This is a genomic window from Spirillospora sp. CA-108201 (genome assembly GCF_050936235.1).
Taxonomy (GTDB): domain Bacteria; phylum Actinomycetota; class Actinomycetes; order Streptosporangiales; family Streptosporangiaceae; genus Spirillospora.
In genome coordinates this window covers 442,315-460,630 of sequence record NZ_JBNJNE010000001.1, presented here as the reverse complement: position 1 = coordinate 460,630, position 18,316 = coordinate 442,315, and the positions used below count along the sequence as shown (strand labels likewise).

Annotated in this window: 17 protein-coding genes; 9 read left to right on the top strand and 8 right to left on the bottom strand. The window is 68.7% G+C overall.

Features of this window, described 5'->3' with window-relative positions:
* Positions 1-77 precede the first annotated feature (77 nt).
* Positions 78-1,625, bottom strand: coding sequence for an ABC transporter substrate-binding protein (locus ACQEU6_RS02240; RefSeq protein ID WP_499328896.1), 1,548 nt, complete (start codon positions 1,623-1,625; stop codon positions 78-80).
* Positions 1,626-1,791: 166 nt separating this feature from the next.
* On the opposite strand from ACQEU6_RS02240, the gene ACQEU6_RS02235 reads away from it, so the two are divergent.
* Positions 1,792-2,412 carry an Lrp/AsnC family transcriptional regulator gene (locus ACQEU6_RS02235; RefSeq protein WP_499328895.1) on the top strand — a complete coding sequence of 207 codons (621 nt, stop codon included), beginning with the start codon at positions 1,792-1,794 and terminating at the stop codon, positions 2,410-2,412.
* Here ACQEU6_RS02235 and ACQEU6_RS02230 read toward each other — a convergent pair.
* Complete coding sequence (locus ACQEU6_RS02230; protein ID WP_499328894.1) at positions 2,396-2,764, bottom strand: avidin-fold protein; 369 nt, start codon at positions 2,762-2,764, stop codon at positions 2,396-2,398. The genes ACQEU6_RS02235 and ACQEU6_RS02230 overlap by 17 nt on opposite strands.
* A 252-nt stretch (positions 2,765-3,016) precedes the next feature.
* On the opposite strand from ACQEU6_RS02230, the gene ACQEU6_RS02225 reads away from it, so the two are divergent.
* Together ACQEU6_RS02225 and ACQEU6_RS02220 are read left to right on the top strand one after the other, a co-directional pair.
* Positions 3,017-4,876, top strand: a complete 1,860-nt coding sequence (locus ACQEU6_RS02225; protein ID WP_499328893.1) for a glycoside hydrolase family 15 protein — start codon at positions 3,017-3,019, stop codon at positions 4,874-4,876.
* Positions 4,873-5,355, top strand: a complete 483-nt coding sequence (locus tag ACQEU6_RS02220) for a hypothetical protein (RefSeq protein ID WP_499328892.1) — start codon at positions 4,873-4,875, stop codon at positions 5,353-5,355. Before ACQEU6_RS02225 ends, ACQEU6_RS02220 begins: the two co-directional genes overlap by 4 nt.
* Here the strand turns inward: ACQEU6_RS02220 and ACQEU6_RS02215 are convergent.
* The 4 genes from ACQEU6_RS02215 to ACQEU6_RS02200 all read right to left on the bottom strand — a co-directional run bounded on the left by ACQEU6_RS02215 (position 5,336) and on the right by ACQEU6_RS02200 (position 8,394).
* Positions 5,336-5,569, bottom strand: a complete 234-nt coding sequence (locus tag ACQEU6_RS02215; protein ID WP_499328891.1) for a transposase family protein — start codon at positions 5,567-5,569, stop codon at positions 5,336-5,338. The genes ACQEU6_RS02220 and ACQEU6_RS02215 overlap by 20 nt on opposite strands.
* Before the next feature lie 174 nt (positions 5,570-5,743).
* Positions 5,744-5,914 carry a hypothetical protein gene (locus ACQEU6_RS02210; protein WP_499328890.1) on the bottom strand — a complete coding sequence of 57 codons (171 nt, stop codon included), beginning with the start codon at positions 5,912-5,914 and terminating at the stop codon, positions 5,744-5,746.
* Positions 5,915-6,173: 259 nt separating this feature from the next.
* The gene (locus tag ACQEU6_RS02205; protein WP_499328889.1) at positions 6,174-7,469 is read right to left on the bottom strand and encodes an FAD-binding oxidoreductase; all 1,296 of its coding nucleotides are present in this window, start codon (positions 7,467-7,469) and stop codon (positions 6,174-6,176) included.
* A 37-nt stretch (positions 7,470-7,506) separates the two neighbouring features.
* On the bottom strand, positions 7,507-8,394 hold the full coding sequence (locus ACQEU6_RS02200; RefSeq protein ID WP_499328888.1) for a DUF4267 domain-containing protein: 888 nt from the start codon (positions 8,392-8,394) through the stop codon (positions 7,507-7,509).
* A gap of 196 nt (positions 8,395-8,590) precedes the next feature.
* On the opposite strand from ACQEU6_RS02200, the gene ACQEU6_RS02195 reads away from it, so the two are divergent.
* Positions 8,591-9,241, top strand: coding sequence for an AfsR/SARP family transcriptional regulator (locus ACQEU6_RS02195; protein ID WP_499328887.1), 651 nt, complete (start codon positions 8,591-8,593; stop codon positions 9,239-9,241).
* A gap of 733 nt (positions 9,242-9,974) precedes the next feature.
* Here the strand turns inward: ACQEU6_RS02195 and ACQEU6_RS02190 are convergent.
* Both ACQEU6_RS02190 and ACQEU6_RS02185 read right to left on the bottom strand, forming a co-directional pair.
* Positions 9,975-10,334: a hypothetical protein gene (locus ACQEU6_RS02190; RefSeq protein ID WP_499328886.1), complete on the bottom strand. Its 360-nt coding sequence runs from the start codon at positions 10,332-10,334 to the stop codon at positions 9,975-9,977.
* A gap of 1,365 nt (positions 10,335-11,699) precedes the next feature.
* Positions 11,700-12,143, bottom strand: a complete 444-nt coding sequence (locus tag ACQEU6_RS02185; protein ID WP_499328885.1) for a group II truncated hemoglobin — start codon at positions 12,141-12,143, stop codon at positions 11,700-11,702.
* 274 nt (positions 12,144-12,417) lie between these two features.
* Between ACQEU6_RS02185 and ACQEU6_RS02180 the strand changes: the two genes are divergently transcribed.
* From ACQEU6_RS02180 to ACQEU6_RS02160, 5 genes are all read left to right on the top strand, one after another.
* Positions 12,418-13,077: a helix-hairpin-helix domain-containing protein gene (locus ACQEU6_RS02180; RefSeq protein ID WP_499328884.1), complete on the top strand. Its 660-nt coding sequence runs from the start codon at positions 12,418-12,420 to the stop codon at positions 13,075-13,077.
* Positions 13,078-14,354: 1,277 nt separating this feature from the next.
* Entirely contained in the window at positions 14,355-14,957 is a 603-nt protein-coding gene (locus tag ACQEU6_RS02175; RefSeq protein ID WP_499328883.1) for a hypothetical protein, read from the top strand.
* A gap of 338 nt (positions 14,958-15,295) precedes the next feature.
* Positions 15,296-16,381 (top strand): ABC transporter substrate-binding protein, encoded by a 1,086-nt coding sequence (locus tag ACQEU6_RS02170; RefSeq protein WP_499328882.1) that lies wholly within the window; start codon positions 15,296-15,298, stop codon positions 16,379-16,381.
* A gap of 64 nt (positions 16,382-16,445) precedes the next feature.
* On the top strand, positions 16,446-17,483 hold the full coding sequence (locus ACQEU6_RS02165; protein ID WP_499328881.1) for a FecCD family ABC transporter permease: 1,038 nt from the start codon (positions 16,446-16,448) through the stop codon (positions 17,481-17,483).
* Positions 17,473-18,282: an ABC transporter ATP-binding protein gene (locus ACQEU6_RS02160; protein ID WP_499328880.1), complete on the top strand. Its 810-nt coding sequence runs from the start codon at positions 17,473-17,475 to the stop codon at positions 18,280-18,282. Before ACQEU6_RS02165 ends, ACQEU6_RS02160 begins: the two co-directional genes overlap by 11 nt.
* Positions 18,283-18,316 lie beyond the last annotated feature (34 nt).

Below are 18,316 nucleotides of genomic sequence, written 5' to 3'. Positions count from 1 at the left end.
CGGATGCCGCGACCACCATCGGGCGCCGGGTGGCCGGCGGCCCTCGGGCGTCCGCTCGTCCGACGGGTGAGGGGGCTTCATTTGCTGCCGAGCGCCGCGATCTCGAAGGTCCACACCGGGTTGACCACCAGGCCGGTCAGCGATCCGGCGGTGACCAGGCGCTGGCTCGGCTGCACAAGCGGCACGATCGGGCCGCGCGCGTTGAGCTGGGTCTGGATCTGGTGGTACTGGGCGAACCGGTCATCGCCGATGGTGCTCGCGGCCTTGGCGCCGGCGTCCTCCAGCGGCTTGTCCGCGCCCTTCTTCCAGCCCGCGCGCTCGCCGATCAGCCCGCCGGGCAGGAAGGCGAGGTAGTTGCTGGCGTCCGGGTAGTCCGGGCTCCACCACCACAGGCCCATCTCCTCCTTGCCGTCGCGGTAGCTCTCCAGCGCGGTCGCGATCGGCGCGGGGGCGAGATCGACGGTGATGCCGACCTCCTTCAGGTTGGCCTGGATGCGCTCGGCCAACGGCTGGAAGGACAGGCCGTTGAGCGTGAAGTCGCTCGGGAACTCCAGCTTGATCCTGGGGTTCGTGATCCCGCCGGCGGCGAGCGCCGCCTTGGCGCCGGCGACGTCGCGCTTGGGCGCCTGCGCCGCGGGCAGCGAGCCGTTGATCATGGACGGCACGATGCCGGCCGCCTGCACCGAACCCTCGCCGGCGAGTTCCAGCAGCCCCGGGTAGTCCACGCCCTTGCTGACGGCCTCGGCGAACCGGGGGTTGGACGTGATCTTGCTGACGGAGGGGTTCCGGTTGGTCAGCAGGAAGAACACGTTGGCGGACGCGCCCTTGACGGTCTGCGTGCCACCGCCGACGCCCTGGGCCTGGTCGGCCGTCAGGTCCACCGCGATCTGGCTGTCCCCGCGCTGCACGTTCAGCTTCTGGGTCTGCGACTGGACGTTGCGCAGCACGACCCGCTTGTAGACCGGCTTGGTGGCGCCCCAGTACTTGGGGTTGGCCTTGAGCACGACCTGTGTGGCGGCGTTGAAGGATTCCAGCATGTACGGGCCGGATCCGGCCGACCGGCCGTTCAGGTACTTCTCCGCCTTGTCGGCGGGGCTCGCGGCACCGCCGTTGGCCTTGACGACCTTGGAGTTGACGATGCCGAGCGCCGGGTTCGGCAGGATGAACGGCAGTGACGGGTTCGGCTCGGCCGACACCAGAGTGATGGTCTTGTCGTCGGTCTTCTCGACCGTCACGCCTTCGAGCAGGAACGACGGGTTGCCCTTGAGATCGCGGACCCGGTCGAGCGAGAACACCACGTCATCGGCGGTGACGGGGCTGCCGTCGGAGAAGACGGCGTCCTGGCGCAGCTTGAGGGTGAGCTTCTTGCCGTCCTTGGACAACTCGTACGACTCCGCCAGCGCCGGCACCGGCGTGCTGACGTCGGAGCCCTTGAAGCTGAGCAGTGTGTCGTAGAGGGCCCGGTCGATGAGCAGGCCGGTCTGCTCGTACATCCGTCCCGGGTCCGCGGTCTTGAGGTTGAACGAGGTGTCGATGACCAGGGCCTTGCCGGCCCCGGACGAGGACGTCTCGCCCCCGCCCGAGCAGGCGCTCAGGCTGAGTGCTGCGGCCACGACGACGGACAACGCCGCCCACCGTGTGGTTCCACTCGTGATCGGCATCGCGGCCTCCGGGGCTCCGTCAGGTCAGTTCTTTGCTTCTGGACGACGAAGTCCGATAGTGCGAGACTGCCGGCTGAACGTCTACGCAACCAGCGAAAGTCAAGATAAAGAGGAAGAGGGAAACGGATCCATGGTCAAACCGTCGCACGGACCGCCTCATAGGGGGCCCGAATCTGGACAGATCCGCACCGAGCTGGACTCGATCAACCTCAAGATGCTGGAGGTCCTGCGCCAGGACGGCCGGATCTCCATCGCTGCCCTCGCCCAGCGGGTCGGGATCTCCCGGGCCAACGCCTACATGCGTTTCGAGGCACTCCGCACCGGCGGCGTGATCAGCCGGTTCACCGTGCAGGTCGACCCCGTCCGCACCGGCCTCGGCATCTGCGCGCTGATCTTCGTCACCGTCCGGCAGCAGATGTGGCCGCAGTTCCGCGCCCAGCTCTCGCTGATGCCCGAGGTCGAGTACTGCGCGATCACCACCGGCCAGCACGACGCGATGATCCAGATCCGGGCCACCGACGTCGCCGCCGTGCATCGCCTGGTCTCCGAACGCCTGGCCGGCATCCCGGCCGTGAAGGCGACCGAGACGGTGCTCATCCTCGACGAGGTGATCCGCCGTCCGTTCGTGCTGACGTCCGACTGCGCCCCGGCGAAGGTGGAGGCGGAGCCCGGCCCCGGCCCGGTCGCCCTCGGACGGATGCGCTTCATCCGCGCGGACGCGGGGCGGGCCGAGCTCAAAGACCTCCCCTGACGACCTCCTCGCAGATGCTGACCTGGGGCGTGTCGTCCCCGTCGGACCGGAACTCCTCCACCAGCCGGATCCGGCCGTCCGGCAGCAGCTCGATCTGGTTCGTGCTGGACCCGGCGACCGGATCCGCTCCCCGCTTGGTCAGATGCACGTAGTTCAGCCGGACCTGGTCCCCGCGCCGGGCCCCCACGAACCGGCCGTGGACCACGGTGTCGCCCTCGTAACTGCCCCAGACCACGCCGTCGGCCTCCGTGTAGGCGAAGCGTGTGGGCGCGGCAGGGTCCACGCGGCTCGCGGTGGAGCTGACCATCGCGAACAGCCGGCCGTCCAGATTGAAAAGATCAGTCTCGTTCACGGTGCCATCGTGCCCGGTTCCGCGTCTCGCGCAATCGCGCCGGAACGCATCGTCGCGGAACCGCCCGCCTCCTGGACGGACCGTCCGCGATACGCGACCGTCACGCCAATCCGTCTCAACCGCCCGTCCGAGCCCCGAGGCCGGCCGGTCCGGCTCCACCGCCCTGGTCCAGCACGCGAAGTGTGGGAATCTTTGGGACGTATGGGGATAGGGAGGACTGAACAGGTCGAAACCGGATGAGACCATGGTTCCATGAGAGTCGGCGGTCCGCCCGTTGACACCCCGTCCGGCCCTGGGCGCACCACGGCCTTTCGGAGCGACGGCTACGCCCGGTTGCGCGACTACGCGGTGATCGGAGACGGACGGACTGCCGCCCTGATCGCCGCCGACGGGTCTGTGGACTGGCTGGGAATGCCGGATCTGGACTCTCCCTCGGTGTTCGGCGCCGTCCTGGACCCCGCGCGAGGCGGCCGCTTCCTGCTGGAGCCGGAGGAGCCCTACACGGTCGCGCGCCGGTATCTCCCAGGCACGAACGTGCTGGAGACCACGTTCATCACCGACCGCGGCAGCCTGCGGGTCACCGATGCGCTGACCCTGGAGGCCGATGGCGCCTTGGGGCCGATGCGGGAACTGCAGCGGCGCCTCGACGGTGTCGCCGGAACGGTACCGCTGCGCTGGAGCGTCCAGCCGCGGTTCGGTTACGGCACCCGCCGTCCACGTATCACCGAGCGCGCCGGTACACCGGTGGCGGTGGCCGGAGTGGACGCGCTCGCCGTCTGTGCCTGGGACGCGGGTGAACCGGAATGCACCGACCAGGCGATCGATGGCCGCCTCGAACTGAGGCAGGGAGGGCGGGCCCTGCTGGCGGTTCCGCTCGCCCACCAGGAACCGCTCGTCCTACCGGCCCGTTCCGAATGTGAGGCCCGCATGGACCGCACCATCGCGGCCTGGCGCGGCTGGGCTCGAGAACGCTCGCACGAGGGCATGTGGCAGGACGCGGTGCTGCGCAGCGCGCTGGCGCTCAAGCTCCTGATCTTCGCGCCCTCGGGGGCCATCGCCGCCGCGGTGACCTCCTCGCTGCCGGAACAGGTCGGCGGCGAACGGAACTGGGATTACCGCTTCTCCTGGGTCCGCGACTCGGCGTTCACTCTCGACGCGTTCCTGAGGCTGGGATGCCCCGCCGAGGCGGATGCCTACTTCTGGTGGCTCATGCACGCCTCCCAGCTCACACATCCGCGGCTGCGGGTGCTCTACCGGCTGAACGGCGGCGGCCACGCCCCGGAACAGACGCTCCCCCTCGACGGATACCGCGGTTCCAGACCGGTGCGAATCGGCAATGCGGCGGGCGCGCAGACCCAACTGGACACCTACGGCGAGCTGCTGCAGACCGGTTGGCTGTACGCGGGCGCCGCCGGACGCCTGGACGCGGACATCGCCCGGCGCCTGGCGGAACTGGCCGACTTCGTCTGCGCCGCATGGCGGGAACCGGACTCGGGGATCTGGGAGGTGCGCAGCACTCCCCTGCACTTCACACAATCGAAGATGATGTGCTGGGTCGCGCTCGACCGGGCCATCGACCTCTGCGAGCGCGGCCTGATCCGAAGCCGCGGTTCGGCCCGCTGGCGGCGGGCTCGCGCGCAGGTCCACGACTTCGTCGAGACGCGCTGCTTCTCCTCACGTCGCCATTGCTACACGCGCTCCGCCGACAGCTCGGAGTTGGACGCCGCCGTACTGCTCGGTCTTCTTCACGGGTACGCGCGCCCCGGCGATCCTCGCATGCGCGCCACGGTCGACGCGGTTTCACGGGAGCTGCGGCACGGCCCGTTCGTCGACAGGTACTCGGGCGAGGACGGGCTGAGCGGCGGCGAAGGCGCGTTCCTGGCATGTTCGTTCTGGCTGGCCGAGTGCCTCGCCCGCACCGGGCGCCTCGAACAGGCCGTGGCGCTGATGGACGACCTGGTCGGCCTGGCCAACGACGTCGGCCTGTACGGCGAGGAGATCGACCCGGCCACCGGCGCCTTCCTGGGGAACCTGCCCCAGGGGCTGAGTCACCTGGCCTTGATCAGTGCCGCGTGCACCATCGACTCGATCGGCGAGGAGGCGGACGGGTGAGCGCCTGGGGAACCGCCGCGGGCGCCTTCGTCGGCACGCTGGCACTGACCACCGTCCTGCGCACCGCCAGCGAGCTCAGACTCACCCGCATGGACCTGCCGTTCCTGCTCGGGACCGCCGTGACCGCCGACCGGGCCCGCGCCAAGGCGCTCGGCTACCTCTTGCACTTCGTCAACGGAGAACTGTTCGCGTTCGTCTACTACGCCGTCTTCCTCGCCATCGGCCACGCCGGCTGGTGGCTCGGAGCCCTCCTCGGTCTGGTGCACGGATTGTTCGCGGGCACAGCCCTGGTGAACACCCTGCTGCCGTTGGTCCACCCCCGGATGGGCAGCCCGCTGACGAGCGCCCCTCGGGTGGCCCTTCTGGAACCCCCGGGCTTCCTGATGCTCAACTACGGGCCCAGCACACCCTTGGTCACCGTCCTCGCCCACGTCGGCTTCGGAGCCATAGTCGGCGGTTTCACCACGCTCGGTTCCTGATGCCGGGGGATGATCCGTCGGCCGCGTCCTGGTGAACTCCGCTCGGGCGCGACAAGCCGCCCCTGACCGCCAGTTCGGCCGCCAGTGCCACGGCCTCGGTGACGTGGCGGTGAGCGGTGGCCACTCCGATCCCGAACGCGGCCGCCAAAGCGGCGAAGGTCTCGTTGCGGCGCAGATGCACCAGGACCAGCGGCGCCTGGCGCCCCTCAGGCACCGAGCGCCACAGCGAACCGATCCGCCGACGGTGGCGCCGGATGAGACCGACCACAAAAGTCGCGGGTTGGGCGCGACAGATCCAGCGCAGCTGGATAGAACAACACAGAAGCTTCCGTGCAGATGGTTGATCTTGGTCGACCACTCATCTACCAGGAGCTTCTCTACGTAACGATCAAGACTGGCGACCCGCAACCCGCTCGTGACCTGCAGCCTCAGGTTGGAATGGGCTCAGTGCTCCATCCGCACCGGCGAAACGCACCCTCGCCGCGTCCAGCTGGCGCTCCAGCACCGTGATCTGATGCCGCAGCACCAAGATCTCGGCGTCCTTCTCCCGGTCGGTCATCGGAGCAGTCGCAGCACCGCGAACGCGTTCGCCGCGGTCACGTAGGCCAGTCGCGAGCACAACCGCCCATCACCCTGAGGGCGGGGCAGGGTCGTGGCATGGCCCCGGTACTCAACCTGCACCGCTACCTGTCGGACGCCACGCCTCACACCTGCGCGGACGTACTTCGCGGTTAGCACGGGGCGACGTCGGTCGCGCGGGTTCGGTGCGGCTCCTCCGCCCCGGAGGGCGGAAGAGCCGTGACCTGCTGGGAACCGGCCTATCCGAGCACCGGGTAGTTGGCGCGGAACACATGATGCGGGTCGCGGGCCCGCTTGATCTCCCGCAGGCGCGCGAGCGCGCCGCCGGAGAAGGACTCGGCCGCCGTCTCACCGGGAGACAGCATGGTGTACGGCTTGCGGCCGCTGATGCGGGCCCCCAGGTCCGCCACCACCTCGGCCTGCTTGGCACGCGTCGCGTCGGCCAAGTGCGGCAGGCCGAGACCCACCAGGCTCAGCAGGTACGGCTCGGCCACCGCGCCGCTCGCACCGGCCTCGCCGCCCGGCTCGGCGAGCGCCCCGCCCAGGTTCCTGATCTGCAGGTTGATGAGCGGTTCGAGCGGCTTGGACAGCAGAAGCTCACCCGCGTCGGCGCCCAGGCCCGTGAGTAGCTCCACGCGGCTGATGGAGGGGGTCGGGTCGGTGGGCTCGGGAGAGATGGCACCCAGGTCGGCGACCGGGACGACACCGCGGCTGTCGGAGATCGCGCCCTCGATCTTGTCCAGGCTCACCAGCAGGTCCTGCGCCCGAGCCGCCTCACCCAGGTAGGCCAGATCCAGCGTGACCATCGGGGGTGCGCCGGGCGGCTGGAACCGGTTGAACCAGACGCTGAGCTCACGCGGTGCCCCGGCAGTGATCTCCAGGAAAGCGTCGTACACCTCACCGGTCCGGTGCTCGGGCCAGACGACGCGCCCGCCGTACATGGTGGGCACCGGGTACAACTCGAGTTCGAGGGCGGTCACCATCGCGAAGTCTCCGCCACCGCCGCGCAGCGCCCAGAACAGTTCGGGGTCGGACTCGGCGGTCACCCGGCCGGGCTCGCCGGCGGCGTCCACGATGTCGATGGCCCGCACGCTGCCGGAGGCGAGGCCGTACTTGCGGCTGAACCAGCCGACCCCACCGCCCAGGGTGTAGCCGGTCACGCCGACCCCTGGCGCGCTGCCCGACAGGCCGGTCAGCCCCAGCGGACCGGCCGCCGCCAGCACCTGCCCCCATCGCGCGCCCGCGCCCACCCGGACCACTCGCTCCTCCGCGCGTATCATCACCTCGTTCAGCAGACCGGTACGCAGCAGGATCAGGCCTTCCACATCACCCGAGGCGCCATGCCCGGTCGGCTGCGCGGCCACCGTCAAACCCGCCCGCCGGGCGTAACGTACGAGCGCCGCCACGTCATCGGCGTCCGCGGCCTCCACGACCGCCGCGACCGGCTGCCTGACGGTGAGGTTCCACGCGGTGGCCGCCTGCTCGAAGCCGTCGTCATCAGGCAGGAGCACGCGCCCTTCGAGCGCGCCGCGCACATCGTTGATCGTCATCGTCGTCTTCCTCTTCGATTTCTCAGTGCGTGTTGGAGAGGGTCTTGGTGCAGTTGGCCGAGAGTGCAGCGGGATCGCCGTAGTGGGTGATTCCGCGGTCCTGGACGCGGGCGAGTGCGGCTGTGAATTCCTGCTCGCTGAGCATGAACGCGTAGTGGTGCGGCTCGAAGTCGTCCAGCCGGTCGTAGTCCAGGGTGGCCTGGTTGGCCGGGGTGACCGGCGTGAAATGCGCTACCGGCGGCTCGACGCTCAGGCCGAGGATGTCATCCAGGAACTGCGCCGAGGCTTGCAGGTCACGGGCGCGGGTGATGGTGTGATTCAGCTCCACGGTCACGGTGGCTCCTTTCAGGGACGGGACTGGGCGTGGTGGGCGACATGCAGGCGTCAGGCGGAGTGCGCGACGGGCGTCGGCGCGACGGCCTCGGGGACCGTGGCGGTCTCGCGGGCCTTGCGGGCCTTGCCGGTCTCGCGGAGGATCAGCAGGCCGGTGGTCGCGATCAGTGCCGAGGTCAGGCCGTGGATGCCGAACGCCCGCGGCCAGGGGGCCGTGGTGGGCCAGGACGTTGACCATGTCGCCGAACGGGGCGACGGCCATCATCAGTAGGACCCAGCCCAGGGCGCGGCGGTGGGCCGTCACCAGCAGGGCGCCCATGGCCAGGCCCATCGCGATTTCGCGGCTGCCCTTCACGATCGGGAAGCCGCTGTCGTCAGAGGGCCAGTTCCGCAGGCCCGGGAAGGACGTCCCGATGGGCAGGACGAAGGACAACCCGAGGTAGAGGGTGAACAGGACGACGACGGTGGCCAGGACGGTGTTGAGCTTCTTCTGCGACATGGTCGTTCTCCCTTGATGTTCAGACTGGGAAGGGTTCTGCCGCGGACCGGCGCGCACCTTCGCGGGAGCGGTGGTCACGCGGGGCGACGGCCGCGACGAGCTCCACCAACAGCCGAGACTCACGGCGGCATGCGCTGTGGACGATCTCCATGTCCCGGGTGCTGGCGCTCATCTGTTCCTTGCCCCTCGTCGGTTGCGACGTGTTCAGGCTGCCCCCGGGGGTTTGGAGGGGACTTGGAGCCGACTTGGAACGTCCACGTACGATGTGCGGATCATGGTTTTCGTCCGGGTGCTGGGCGCGTTCGCGACCGAGGTGAACGGTGAGTCCGTCCACCTCGGCGGGCCGCGGCAGCGGGGCGTGCCGGCCCTGCTGGTGGCGGCGCGCGGGCAGGTCGTGCCGGTCGACCGGATGATCGAGGATCTGTGGCGTCAGGAGCCGCCCGCGCGGGCGCTGATGTCCTTGCAGGCGTATGTGTCCAACCTCCGCCGGCTTCTGGAGCCCGGACGTCCGCCGCGCACGCCGGCCCGGTTGCTGGTGAGCGCCGCACCCGGGTACGCGCTGCGGCTGCCACCGGAATCGGTGGACGCGTGGCGGTTCGAGGATCTGCTCGACCGCGCCCGGACCGACACCGACCCGCGCACCGCGAAGGCCCGGCTCGCCGAGGCGCTGGGGCTGTGGCGGGGACCGGCGTTCGCCGAGGTCGCCGACGAGGCGTGGGCCGCCGCCGAGACGGCCCGGCTGAACGAGCTGCGACTGGCCGCCGCCGCGTTGCACGTCGCGGCCGATCTGCGCATCGGTGAACCCGCCGCGGTGGTTCCCGAGGCCGAGCGGCTCACCCGCGACGAGCCGCTGCGCGATCTAGGTCGATCAGAGTCGAACAGGGAGCCTCTCACCTGCACGAACGCCCTGACTACGTCGTCGTGAGTCGATGGGGGCCTGACTGCGGTGGCTCCCGAAAAACCAGCTCCCGTGGCTCCATGACTGCAGAAAAGGGGCCTGTGCTCTTCCGCAAGCCGGTAGTGCTGTGATGTTAACCAGCCGCAAGCAACCGGCACAGATCGCCAGGCACCGCTCGGCGAATGTGGCAGGACGCCCACCGGCTCCGGTGTGCGGTCCGGCCGGTGACGTCCACCCGGCCGTTGCGGGTCCTCGTTGGCAGGGCCGCGGTGGCGTGGTCAACCGCCATCGCGGACCCCTGCATCATGAGATAGAGATCGAGCCAGCTCATGGACCAGCGAGTACCTTGTTCTGGAAGCTTGTTCTCGCGAGCGAAGTAGGCCGCCGGCCGCTTGAGGTTCTCGTTCTCCAGCTCCAGTTGCCGGGCTTTCCGCGCGGCTCGACCAACCCTTCTACTCGTCGGCGCTCAGGCCGTCGGGGTGGCCCTCTTCGATGTCGGCCCTGGCGGATCCAGTTTCGCGGGCACGACTGGCTGATACTGAGACTCTTGGCCAGCGCGGTGACGACTTGTCGCCGATCCGGGCCGGCTCGACGGAGCGCCGCCGGAACTCGGGCGGGTGAGGTGGTGGCACGAGACACTTCCTTCCAAGTTGATCAAGGTCAACTCGGATGATGTGTCCGTGCAACCGGGGGTTTCAGACCCCGAACGGGCTCAACCCGAGTACTTGAGTCTCGTCTCATTAGCCACCGGGCTCACCGCTCACTCATCGTACGGGCGTTCGCGGGTGTGAGAAAACGGACCGTCGAGGACCGTGTCGGGATAGCCGCTGGCCTTCGAGCCGACCTCCAGATCGATCTGCTCGTGGCTCCCGTCAGCATAGACGAGGCAAACCGGAAACTTGATGAAGGTGCCTTCGGTGTTCCAACTCGTCGAGCGGACGCCTACGACGTCGAAGGACACGAGGGGTGCCCCGCTCGACAGATATCCCTCGCAGTCTTCCATCGCCAATTCTGAGGTGTCGTCCTGCATGTCGCAGGCCTCGTCCCATTTGCGCTGGCGAACGAGATCCAGATAGGTGACCAGGGTCGCGCGAGCCCGGACCTCGTCTCGTTTCTTCATGGCATTGCCCCTGGAGATGCAGGACCATAATCCGATGAGGCAGCAGGTCACGACTATGGCGGTCCAAGCCGCCCGGCGCGGGCGTGTCATGAGCGGAAATGCTACGCATTACGGCAGCCTTTTGAATGTAGACGTTGTGTTGAAGTGTGGAGAACATGTGAAGATTCGCGCCCCGACTTCCGTACCCAGAAGCAGCAACATGGGGGTGGTTGGCGCGCTTGCAGGGCTCGGGCTTGTTCTTGCCCTTGTAGGGCGTCTTGACGAGGTGGCCGGCGCCGACGTAGCCCTGGCCGGCCAGGACCAGGAGCCCGGAGGCGGCCAGTTCGCGGACCAGGCCCCAGATCCGGGCGGCCATGAGGTCGTGGACGGAGCCGGACAGCGGTCCCGACACCCACACGGTGGGTTCCGCCAGGTGAGGCGATGACCTGCAGGTTCATGCCGTGTTTCTTGTCCTTGCCTGAGTAGAAGGGCCGGGCAACCGCCGATGGCGGCGCAGCCGACTACCGCGGTGCGACCGGTGGCGGCTGCGCAGAGGCCGCCTGCTGCGACTCCGGCGATGGTGGCCTGGTGTTTCTTTCAGGAAGCCGCCGACCTTGCCGACCTTGCAGCTCCAGCCACAGGGCTTCTTGACCGATACCGGGTTCGGACTCACCGTGCCGTTGCAGTCGATCCAGCAGCCGCCGCCGCTCGGTGCGCGCGGTGGCGCCAGGTAGACGCCGCCTCCTCCTCTTCCGAAGGAGTTGCGGTGCTGGTTGGCGTTGTCCCAGCGTTCGCGGAGACCATCGTTGCCGTAAGCGCTGCCTGGTGCCCGGAAGCCGTCGTCGCGGTACTGGCCGGTGGGGTCGGCGTGGTCGGCGGAGTCGTTGCCGGCGTAGGAGTAGCCGTTGGCGGTGAGGGGGTCCGCGGACACGAGCGTGGAAGGCCCTCGTTCATGTCCTACATGATCAGCTCGCACTTGAACACTGCCAGCGTAACGAACGCGCAGAAGACTGGCCGGTCGCCCTGGGTTGCGAAGTCGGACGCCTTGTGTACGACCGGAACCCGATGCCGCGCGTCCAGCCTGGCGAGGGTGGCGATGAAGTCCGAGGGACGGCACTCGGAATCGACGTGCCAGGTCTGCCACGAACTAAGTCAATCGGCTGCCCTGAAGAACAGGGCGATCCGAACAAACGCCGCGCCTGGTGAAATTGCAATCCTATTCTCCTGATCTCCATGGCCCTTCCCTGCTGCTGGTCTTCGTCCGGATCGAGATGCGGACGAAGGCGGCGGGGCGCGGGGCCGCGGAGAACCACGGTGTCTCTGGCGTCAACCTGGCATGCGGTCACGATAACCGGGCGTGTTCCGGATGCCCATGGCCGCCGGGTGTCAGGGGGTGGGCCAGTCCCAGCGGGGGAGCTCGCGCAGCGGGTGCAGTTCGTCGTCGGTCCGGGCGTGGGAGTTGCGCATGGCGACCTCGGTGCCGAACTCCACGTGCTCGCGCAGCGCCTGCCGGAAGGGGGCGTCGGCGGGGAGCCCGGCGGCGTCGGCGGCCGCCATGTGCAGTTCGACGAACCGGAGCCGCTGCTCCTCGGTGATCTTCAGGTGGCGGTGGACGTCGATGAGGTGGGAGAAGCCGCCCATCTCGCGGGTGAAGGTGTCGGGGCCGCCGAAAGTCTCGGCGGTGAAGGCGGTCAGGCGATCGACGTGGGTCGGCTGGCCCTCACCGAAGAGGGGCTGGAGCAGGGGGTCGGCCAGGAGGCTGGAATAGAACAGGTCGATGAACCTGCGGAGGCCTTCGTGCCCACCGGCGTGCTCGAAAAGGGTTTCCATGATTACACCATTACTCGCTTGACGACGGTCAGGTTCGTTTATCGCAGGCGGCCGCCGGTCTGTCGAGGCCCGGTGCCGGTTGTGGTCATGGGGCCGGGTCGGTGATGTAGTCGTGCAGGCGGCCGGATCCTTCGAGCATCGCAGTGGCGCGGGCGGTCAGGTTCGGCACCACACTTGAGATCGACCAGCTCACCGGCGGATCCGGGCGCACCGCCGCTCCGAGCAAACGGCCCGCACCGCCGCCGCGGGTAGCACGGGCGAGGAGCGCTGGTGCGTGAACCTGCAGTGCCCGGCGCAGGCCACGCGCCGGCTGATGCACTGGGCCTCGCGCCAGGCGGCCGACATGGAGGGCGTCGGCGACGTCTGGATCGAGAAGCTCGCCGAGGACGGCGTGCTCAGACGCCGCAGCGACTTCTACGACCTGACCACCGAGCAGCTCCTCGGCTACGAGCGGATGGGCGAGGTCAGCGCCCGGAACATGGTCGACTCGATCGCCTCCTCCAAGAACGTCGGGCTGCGGCGCGCGCTGATCGGGCTGGCGATCCCCATGGCCTCCGAGGGCACGGCCAAGCGGCTGTGCCTGGCCGGATACGAGCGCATCGAGGACGTCGCGGCGGCGACCGCCGATGACCTGGTGGCGATCCGCGACATCGGCCCGAAGGCCGCCGAGAGCATCGTCGCCTTCTTCGCCCGCGCGGAGGTCCGGGAGGAGATCGCCGCACTGCGCGAAGGCGAGTGTCCCGAGCGCTGGTTCCTTCGCCAACAGGGCCGCGACTGGACCGCGCCGTCCATCGGCTCCCCAGCATGGGCAACTCGCCATCACCGTCACGCCGCCGCGCGCCGTGTCGGCGCTGCTGGGGACTCGGATCAACCGCCTGACGCCCCCCCGGGGAGGTGCAGGCGGCCTGGGGACGCGGGTTGCCTGAGGCGATGACTCGGCTGGCGTGACAGTTCAGCTGACAGCCATGCCGCTGATGTCGGGTCGAGAGGCGACGCGGGGAGGACGGGGATCTTCCGCATTCCTCCCAGTTGTATCCAGCGAGGCCGTGGAGCGCCCGTGGTGCAGGGGTGGGGGCCGGCAGCGCCATCCCCGGCTTCCGGGTTCCGGGATAAGAGATGGGCACGCGCAACGGGAGGGCACTGCACGAACACACCGTCACCGGCCCAAGTCAGGCCGACAGCAAGCTCCTTGGCGTCTGCGGGCACGGTGGGCCGGGGTGGCGGTAGAGCGCATGCCCGTCAGCACCTCATCACGCGCGGCCCGAATCACCGACAAACGGCTGACCTGCGGTGATGCCTCGATGAACGTGTGACCACTTCGGCAGGGCCGAACAGCGACGAGAGGCCCGTTCTCTGCGAGAGCAGGCCCCTGAACTGGGGAAACGTGGGCGATACTGGGTTCGAACCAGTGGCCTCTTCGGTGTGAACACGATCAATCAAGGCCGCAGCTAGCCGAATTTCGACATCGCTGCAGGTCAGACAGCATCCTTTGACTAGCTATAGCGCATCTCAGGGAAGATTGAGTCTGTTGCGATCTCCCATAATTCCCACTTCCACAGCCCGCCCCGGTGCAGCGCTCAGTAGTCGTCCACGGCAACCCGGAGGCTCTGACCGCCCGCCAGTCGGCATATATCAAACGCGACCGCAGCGTCACTATGTGCAACGAGATGATCCTCGCCAGGTGGATTTCGCGTCGGACGGGCCGCCTTCCAGAACTTCGTCGTCGCCGCGACGACCGCCTTCCGGCGGCGCGTCTCAACCATCTACTACGAAACGTAGTACATTGCCGATCAGCACGCGGACAGGGCAATGACCCCGGGCCGTGCGTCCGTCTATCACCATCGGATCATTCGGTATCCCCTGTGTGAACTGCGTTCGGCCGGCAGGAGGTTGAAGATGAGCGCTCCATCGGTGGTTGCAGATGAGCGCTCTAGGGATTCCGATCTGCAGGATGAGCTGCGGAAGCTCCTCTTCGACGGTCGAGAGCAAGCTGCTGCCTGTCCGAGGCGGCGAAAGCTTGCGGATGCCCGCGGCCACGGGCCTGGTCACCATCCCGGGCGGCGGGGATATCGGGCTGACCGAGGTGCACGCGGCGATCGCCGAGGCCGGGCAGGAGGTGGTGTCCTGAGCCTGATGCGGTCGCTGCCGCACTGTTCACCGCCGTCACGCGCAGCCTCGAGATCATCTACCGGAATGGGACCGTGGTCGGCAGTGCGTTGGGTGCGCTCCGCGACTTTCGCCGCCGCGTGCGCCGTCGTCGCCGCGCTCGGCCACACGGCTGGCGGAGGCCGCTTCGACGGCTCCGCGATGCTTGCGGGATACCTACTCGTCCTCGTTCCCACGCTGGCGCTGACCGGCCGGGAACGGACCCTGGCCACGATCCTTCCCGCCACCGCGATTTCCCAGGTCGTCATGCACGTCCTGCTCATGCGAGGCGGCGGGAACCTTGCGATGAGCGTCGATGCGCCCGCCCTCAGAGGATCGATGGCCGGCATGGGAGCCGACGGCGGCATGCACCACGAAGGCCCCTTCCCTGGGGCCGGGATGCTGCTCATGCACGTGGTGAGCGTACTGGTCACCTCCGCGTGGCTAGGGTGGGGCGAATCCCGGCTGTGCTCGCTGGTGCGATTGCTAGCCAACTGGATATTGCGCCCGCTGACTGTGCCGTTGATGGTCGCCCCGGTGCTCCCGTGCGGACGACCGGTCCTCAACTCGGTGGCGGAAGACCTGCTGTCCGCTCAAACCGTTCTGCGGTACGCCGTGGCGCGACGCGGGCCCCCTGAAGCCAGGGCCGCCTCCGGCGCGGTCGCGTGACCGGTATTTGAACGGCCCAAATTCCTGATCAGACGCATCTGGGGCGCTGCATGCCTCCGGACGGACCGGGGCACGGTGGTCGTCAGGCTCGCACTCCAGCGCGTCCTTTCCCTGCGCGGTGTCCTGCCTGCATGACCGGCCCCCGGCGGCCGGAGGCGTCGGTTCGCCGATCAGACCGGCGAGCACGCCACCGTCACCAGCCCTCACGGGCGTGACGAAGCACGCTGCCGCGTGCAGTTACCGGCCTGCCCTGCGGTCACCGAAGTGATCACGGTCGATGACGCCTGCCAGATGCCGCCCTTTCTACGCACGACATGATGAAAAGAGCTTCGTTCGCGATGAGCCCTCCTCGCCTCCGGCCCTCCGCCGGCACTGCGCTGTGCGCCGTACTATCCCTGGCTCTGACCGCCACCGCCTGCGGCTCTTCCGGCCCCGGCGCCTCCGGCTCCACCTCCGACTCGGCGCCAGGCAAGACGACCTACCCCCTGGCCTTCGACAACTGCGGCACCAAGGTCGCCTTCAAGCGCCCGCCCCGGCGGGTACTGATTCTCAACGGGACCTCTGTGGGGGAAGTGGAGAGCTTCCTCATGCTCGGCCTGGACAAGATGATCCTGGCCAACGCCCAGTCCTACGGCGTCTCTGACGACCCGTCCATGATCGACAAAATCAGGAGCCTGCCGACCGGCGGCCTGACGATGAACAAGAACTTCGACGTCCCTGCAGAGCAGATTCTCAAGCTCAAGCCCGACCTGGTCGTGTCCACCTGGTCGGGCGGGTTCGACTCCAAGAAGGGCTTCGCCACCCGTGAGCAGCTGGCCGCCGCGGGCATCAACTCACTGGTCAACCAGGTCAACTGCGCGATGGGCAAACCCGACTCCACCCCGGCGGAAAAGAGCGCCTACCGAAACCAGTCGATCGACTCCTCGTTCGAGTTCCTGGCGCTGCTCGGCCGGATCTTCGACGTGCAGGAGCGCGCTTCCGGTCTCGTACGGACGCTTCGGGGTCGCGTCGACGCCGTGCGCGCCAAGGTGGCGGGCAAGTCAGCCAAGAAGGTCCTGATCGCATATCCCGGCATGGCCGCGATGAACGCCAACGGCCTGCCCGCGGTCATGACCGGCGGTATCTACGACGACGTGATCAAGGCCGCCGGCGGCGTCAACGCCTTCGCCGGCAAGGGCGAGAACGCCACCCGCACCCTCAACAAGGAGCAGCTCGCCACCGCCCAGGTGGACGTGCTGGTCGTCGGTCTGTTCACCCCTCAGGAGAAGGGCGACGCCGAGGCCGCCGGGCTGCTCGCCGCCTACCCCCAATGGAACGCCGCCAAGACCCGGACCTACACCGTGGTCTCCGACGGCGTCTACCTGGGCCCGCTCAACGCCTGGGGCGTCGAGAAGATCGCCAAGGCGGTCCACCCCGATGCCTGATCTCCAAGCTACTGAACTGCGGCCCGGCCGGGAGCCCGTTCGGCCGGGCCGCTCCCCACACCTGGTGTCCGGGCCCGCGACCGGGCTGCTGCTGGCCACGCTGGTCTGCGCGCTCACGGCGGCCATGGCGGCGGCCATCTCGGTGGGATCGGTCAACCTGCCCCTCGCGAAGGTCTGGGGCGTGATCTGGGCGCACCTGTCCGGACATGACGCAGACCCGCTCCTCGACCAGGTCGTCTGGCAGATCCGGACGCCGCGGGTACTGCTGGCCGCGCTCGCCGGGGCCGGGTTGTCGGTCGCCGGTGTCGCGCTCCAGGCACTGGTCCGCAATCCCCTTGCCGACCCTTACATCCTCGGCGTCTCCTCCGGCGCGTCCCTCGGTGCGGTCCTGGTACCCGCCCTCGGCGGCACCGTACTGGGCGGACTCGTCGGCACTCTGGGCATCACAGGTGCTGCGTTCACCGCAGCCATGCTGTCATCGGCGCTGGTCTACCTGCTCGCCCAGCGCGCCGGGCGCCTTCTGGACTCCTGGCTCGTCCTGACCGGCGTCGCCATCGGGTACCTGTGCACCGCCGCCACCACCTTCGTCCAACTCCAACTCAATCCCACCGAACTCCAGGGGATGATGTTCTGGCTGATGGGCAGCGTCGCGGGGGCGTCCTGGCAGGACCTCGGCCTGCCCTCCGCCGTCATCCTCGGATGCCTCACCTGCCTGCTACTACAGGCCCGTGCGCTCAACGCGCTGCTGGCCGGAGAGGAGGCAGCCACCGGGATGGGCATCTCGGTCCCTGCCCTGCGCGTCGGGCTGCTGGTCATCGGCTCTCTGCTCACCGCGACCGTTGTCAGCGTCGCCGGCGGCATCGGCTTCATCGGGCTGATGGTGCCCCATATGGTGCGCTTGGTCGTCGGCGCAGATCACCGCAGGGTCCTGCCCGTGGCCCTGCTCACCGGTGCGGTGTTCATGGTCCTGGTCGACCTGGCCGCAAGGACCGCCGCCCGCCCCGACGAGCTGCCGGTCGGGATCTTCACCACCGGCCTCGGCGTGCCGTTCTTCCTCCTGTTGTTGCGGCGCAGGGCCCGCGGAGGCGACCATGCGTCTTGATCTTGCAGGCATCACCGCCCACATCGACTCCCGCCCTATCGTCAGCAACGTCGATCTGACCGCGGCACCCGGTGAGTTCGTCGCCCTCGTCGGCCCGAACGGCAGCGGCAAGTCGACCCTGCTGCGCACCGTGTACCGGTCGCTGCGCCCGACAAGCGGTGCCGTCCTACTCGATGGCGAGGACCTGTGGCAGATGCGCCCCCGACAGGCCGCACGACGCCGAGCGGTCCTCCCCCAGCACGACCAGGCCGCCGGGGAGTTCTCGGTGGCCGAACTCGTCGCCGTCGGACGCGTCGGACGCATGTCGCCCCTGGACCGCGAGACCGCCGCCGACCGCGCAGCGGTCAGCACCGCGCTGCAACGCGTCGGGATGGACTGGGCAACCGACCGACTGGTGAGCAGCCTGTCCGGCGGCGAACGCCAACGCGTCCTGCTGGCCAGGGCGCTCGCCCAGCAGGCGCCACTGCTGGTCCTGGACGAACCCACCAACCACCTTGACGTCGGCTCCCAGTTCGTCCTCCTCGACCTGATCCGCTCGCTCGGGCTCACCCTGCTGGCCGCCCTGCACGACCTTGACCAGGCCGCCGCCTACGCCGACCACATCGTCGTGCTACGCGATGGCCGCGTCGTCGGCCATGGGCCCCCGGTCGAGGTCCTGACACCGGCCTTCATCAAGGAGGTGTTCGGAGTTCGCGCCCACGTCGGTGCCCACCCGATCACCGGCCGCCTTCACATCGCCGTCGCCTCCCCCGCCAGGTCGGTCATGTTCGCGAAGGAGGTGGAACAGCCGCCGCCGTGACCGTCGGAAACGAGCGGTCCCCACGGGGGGCATG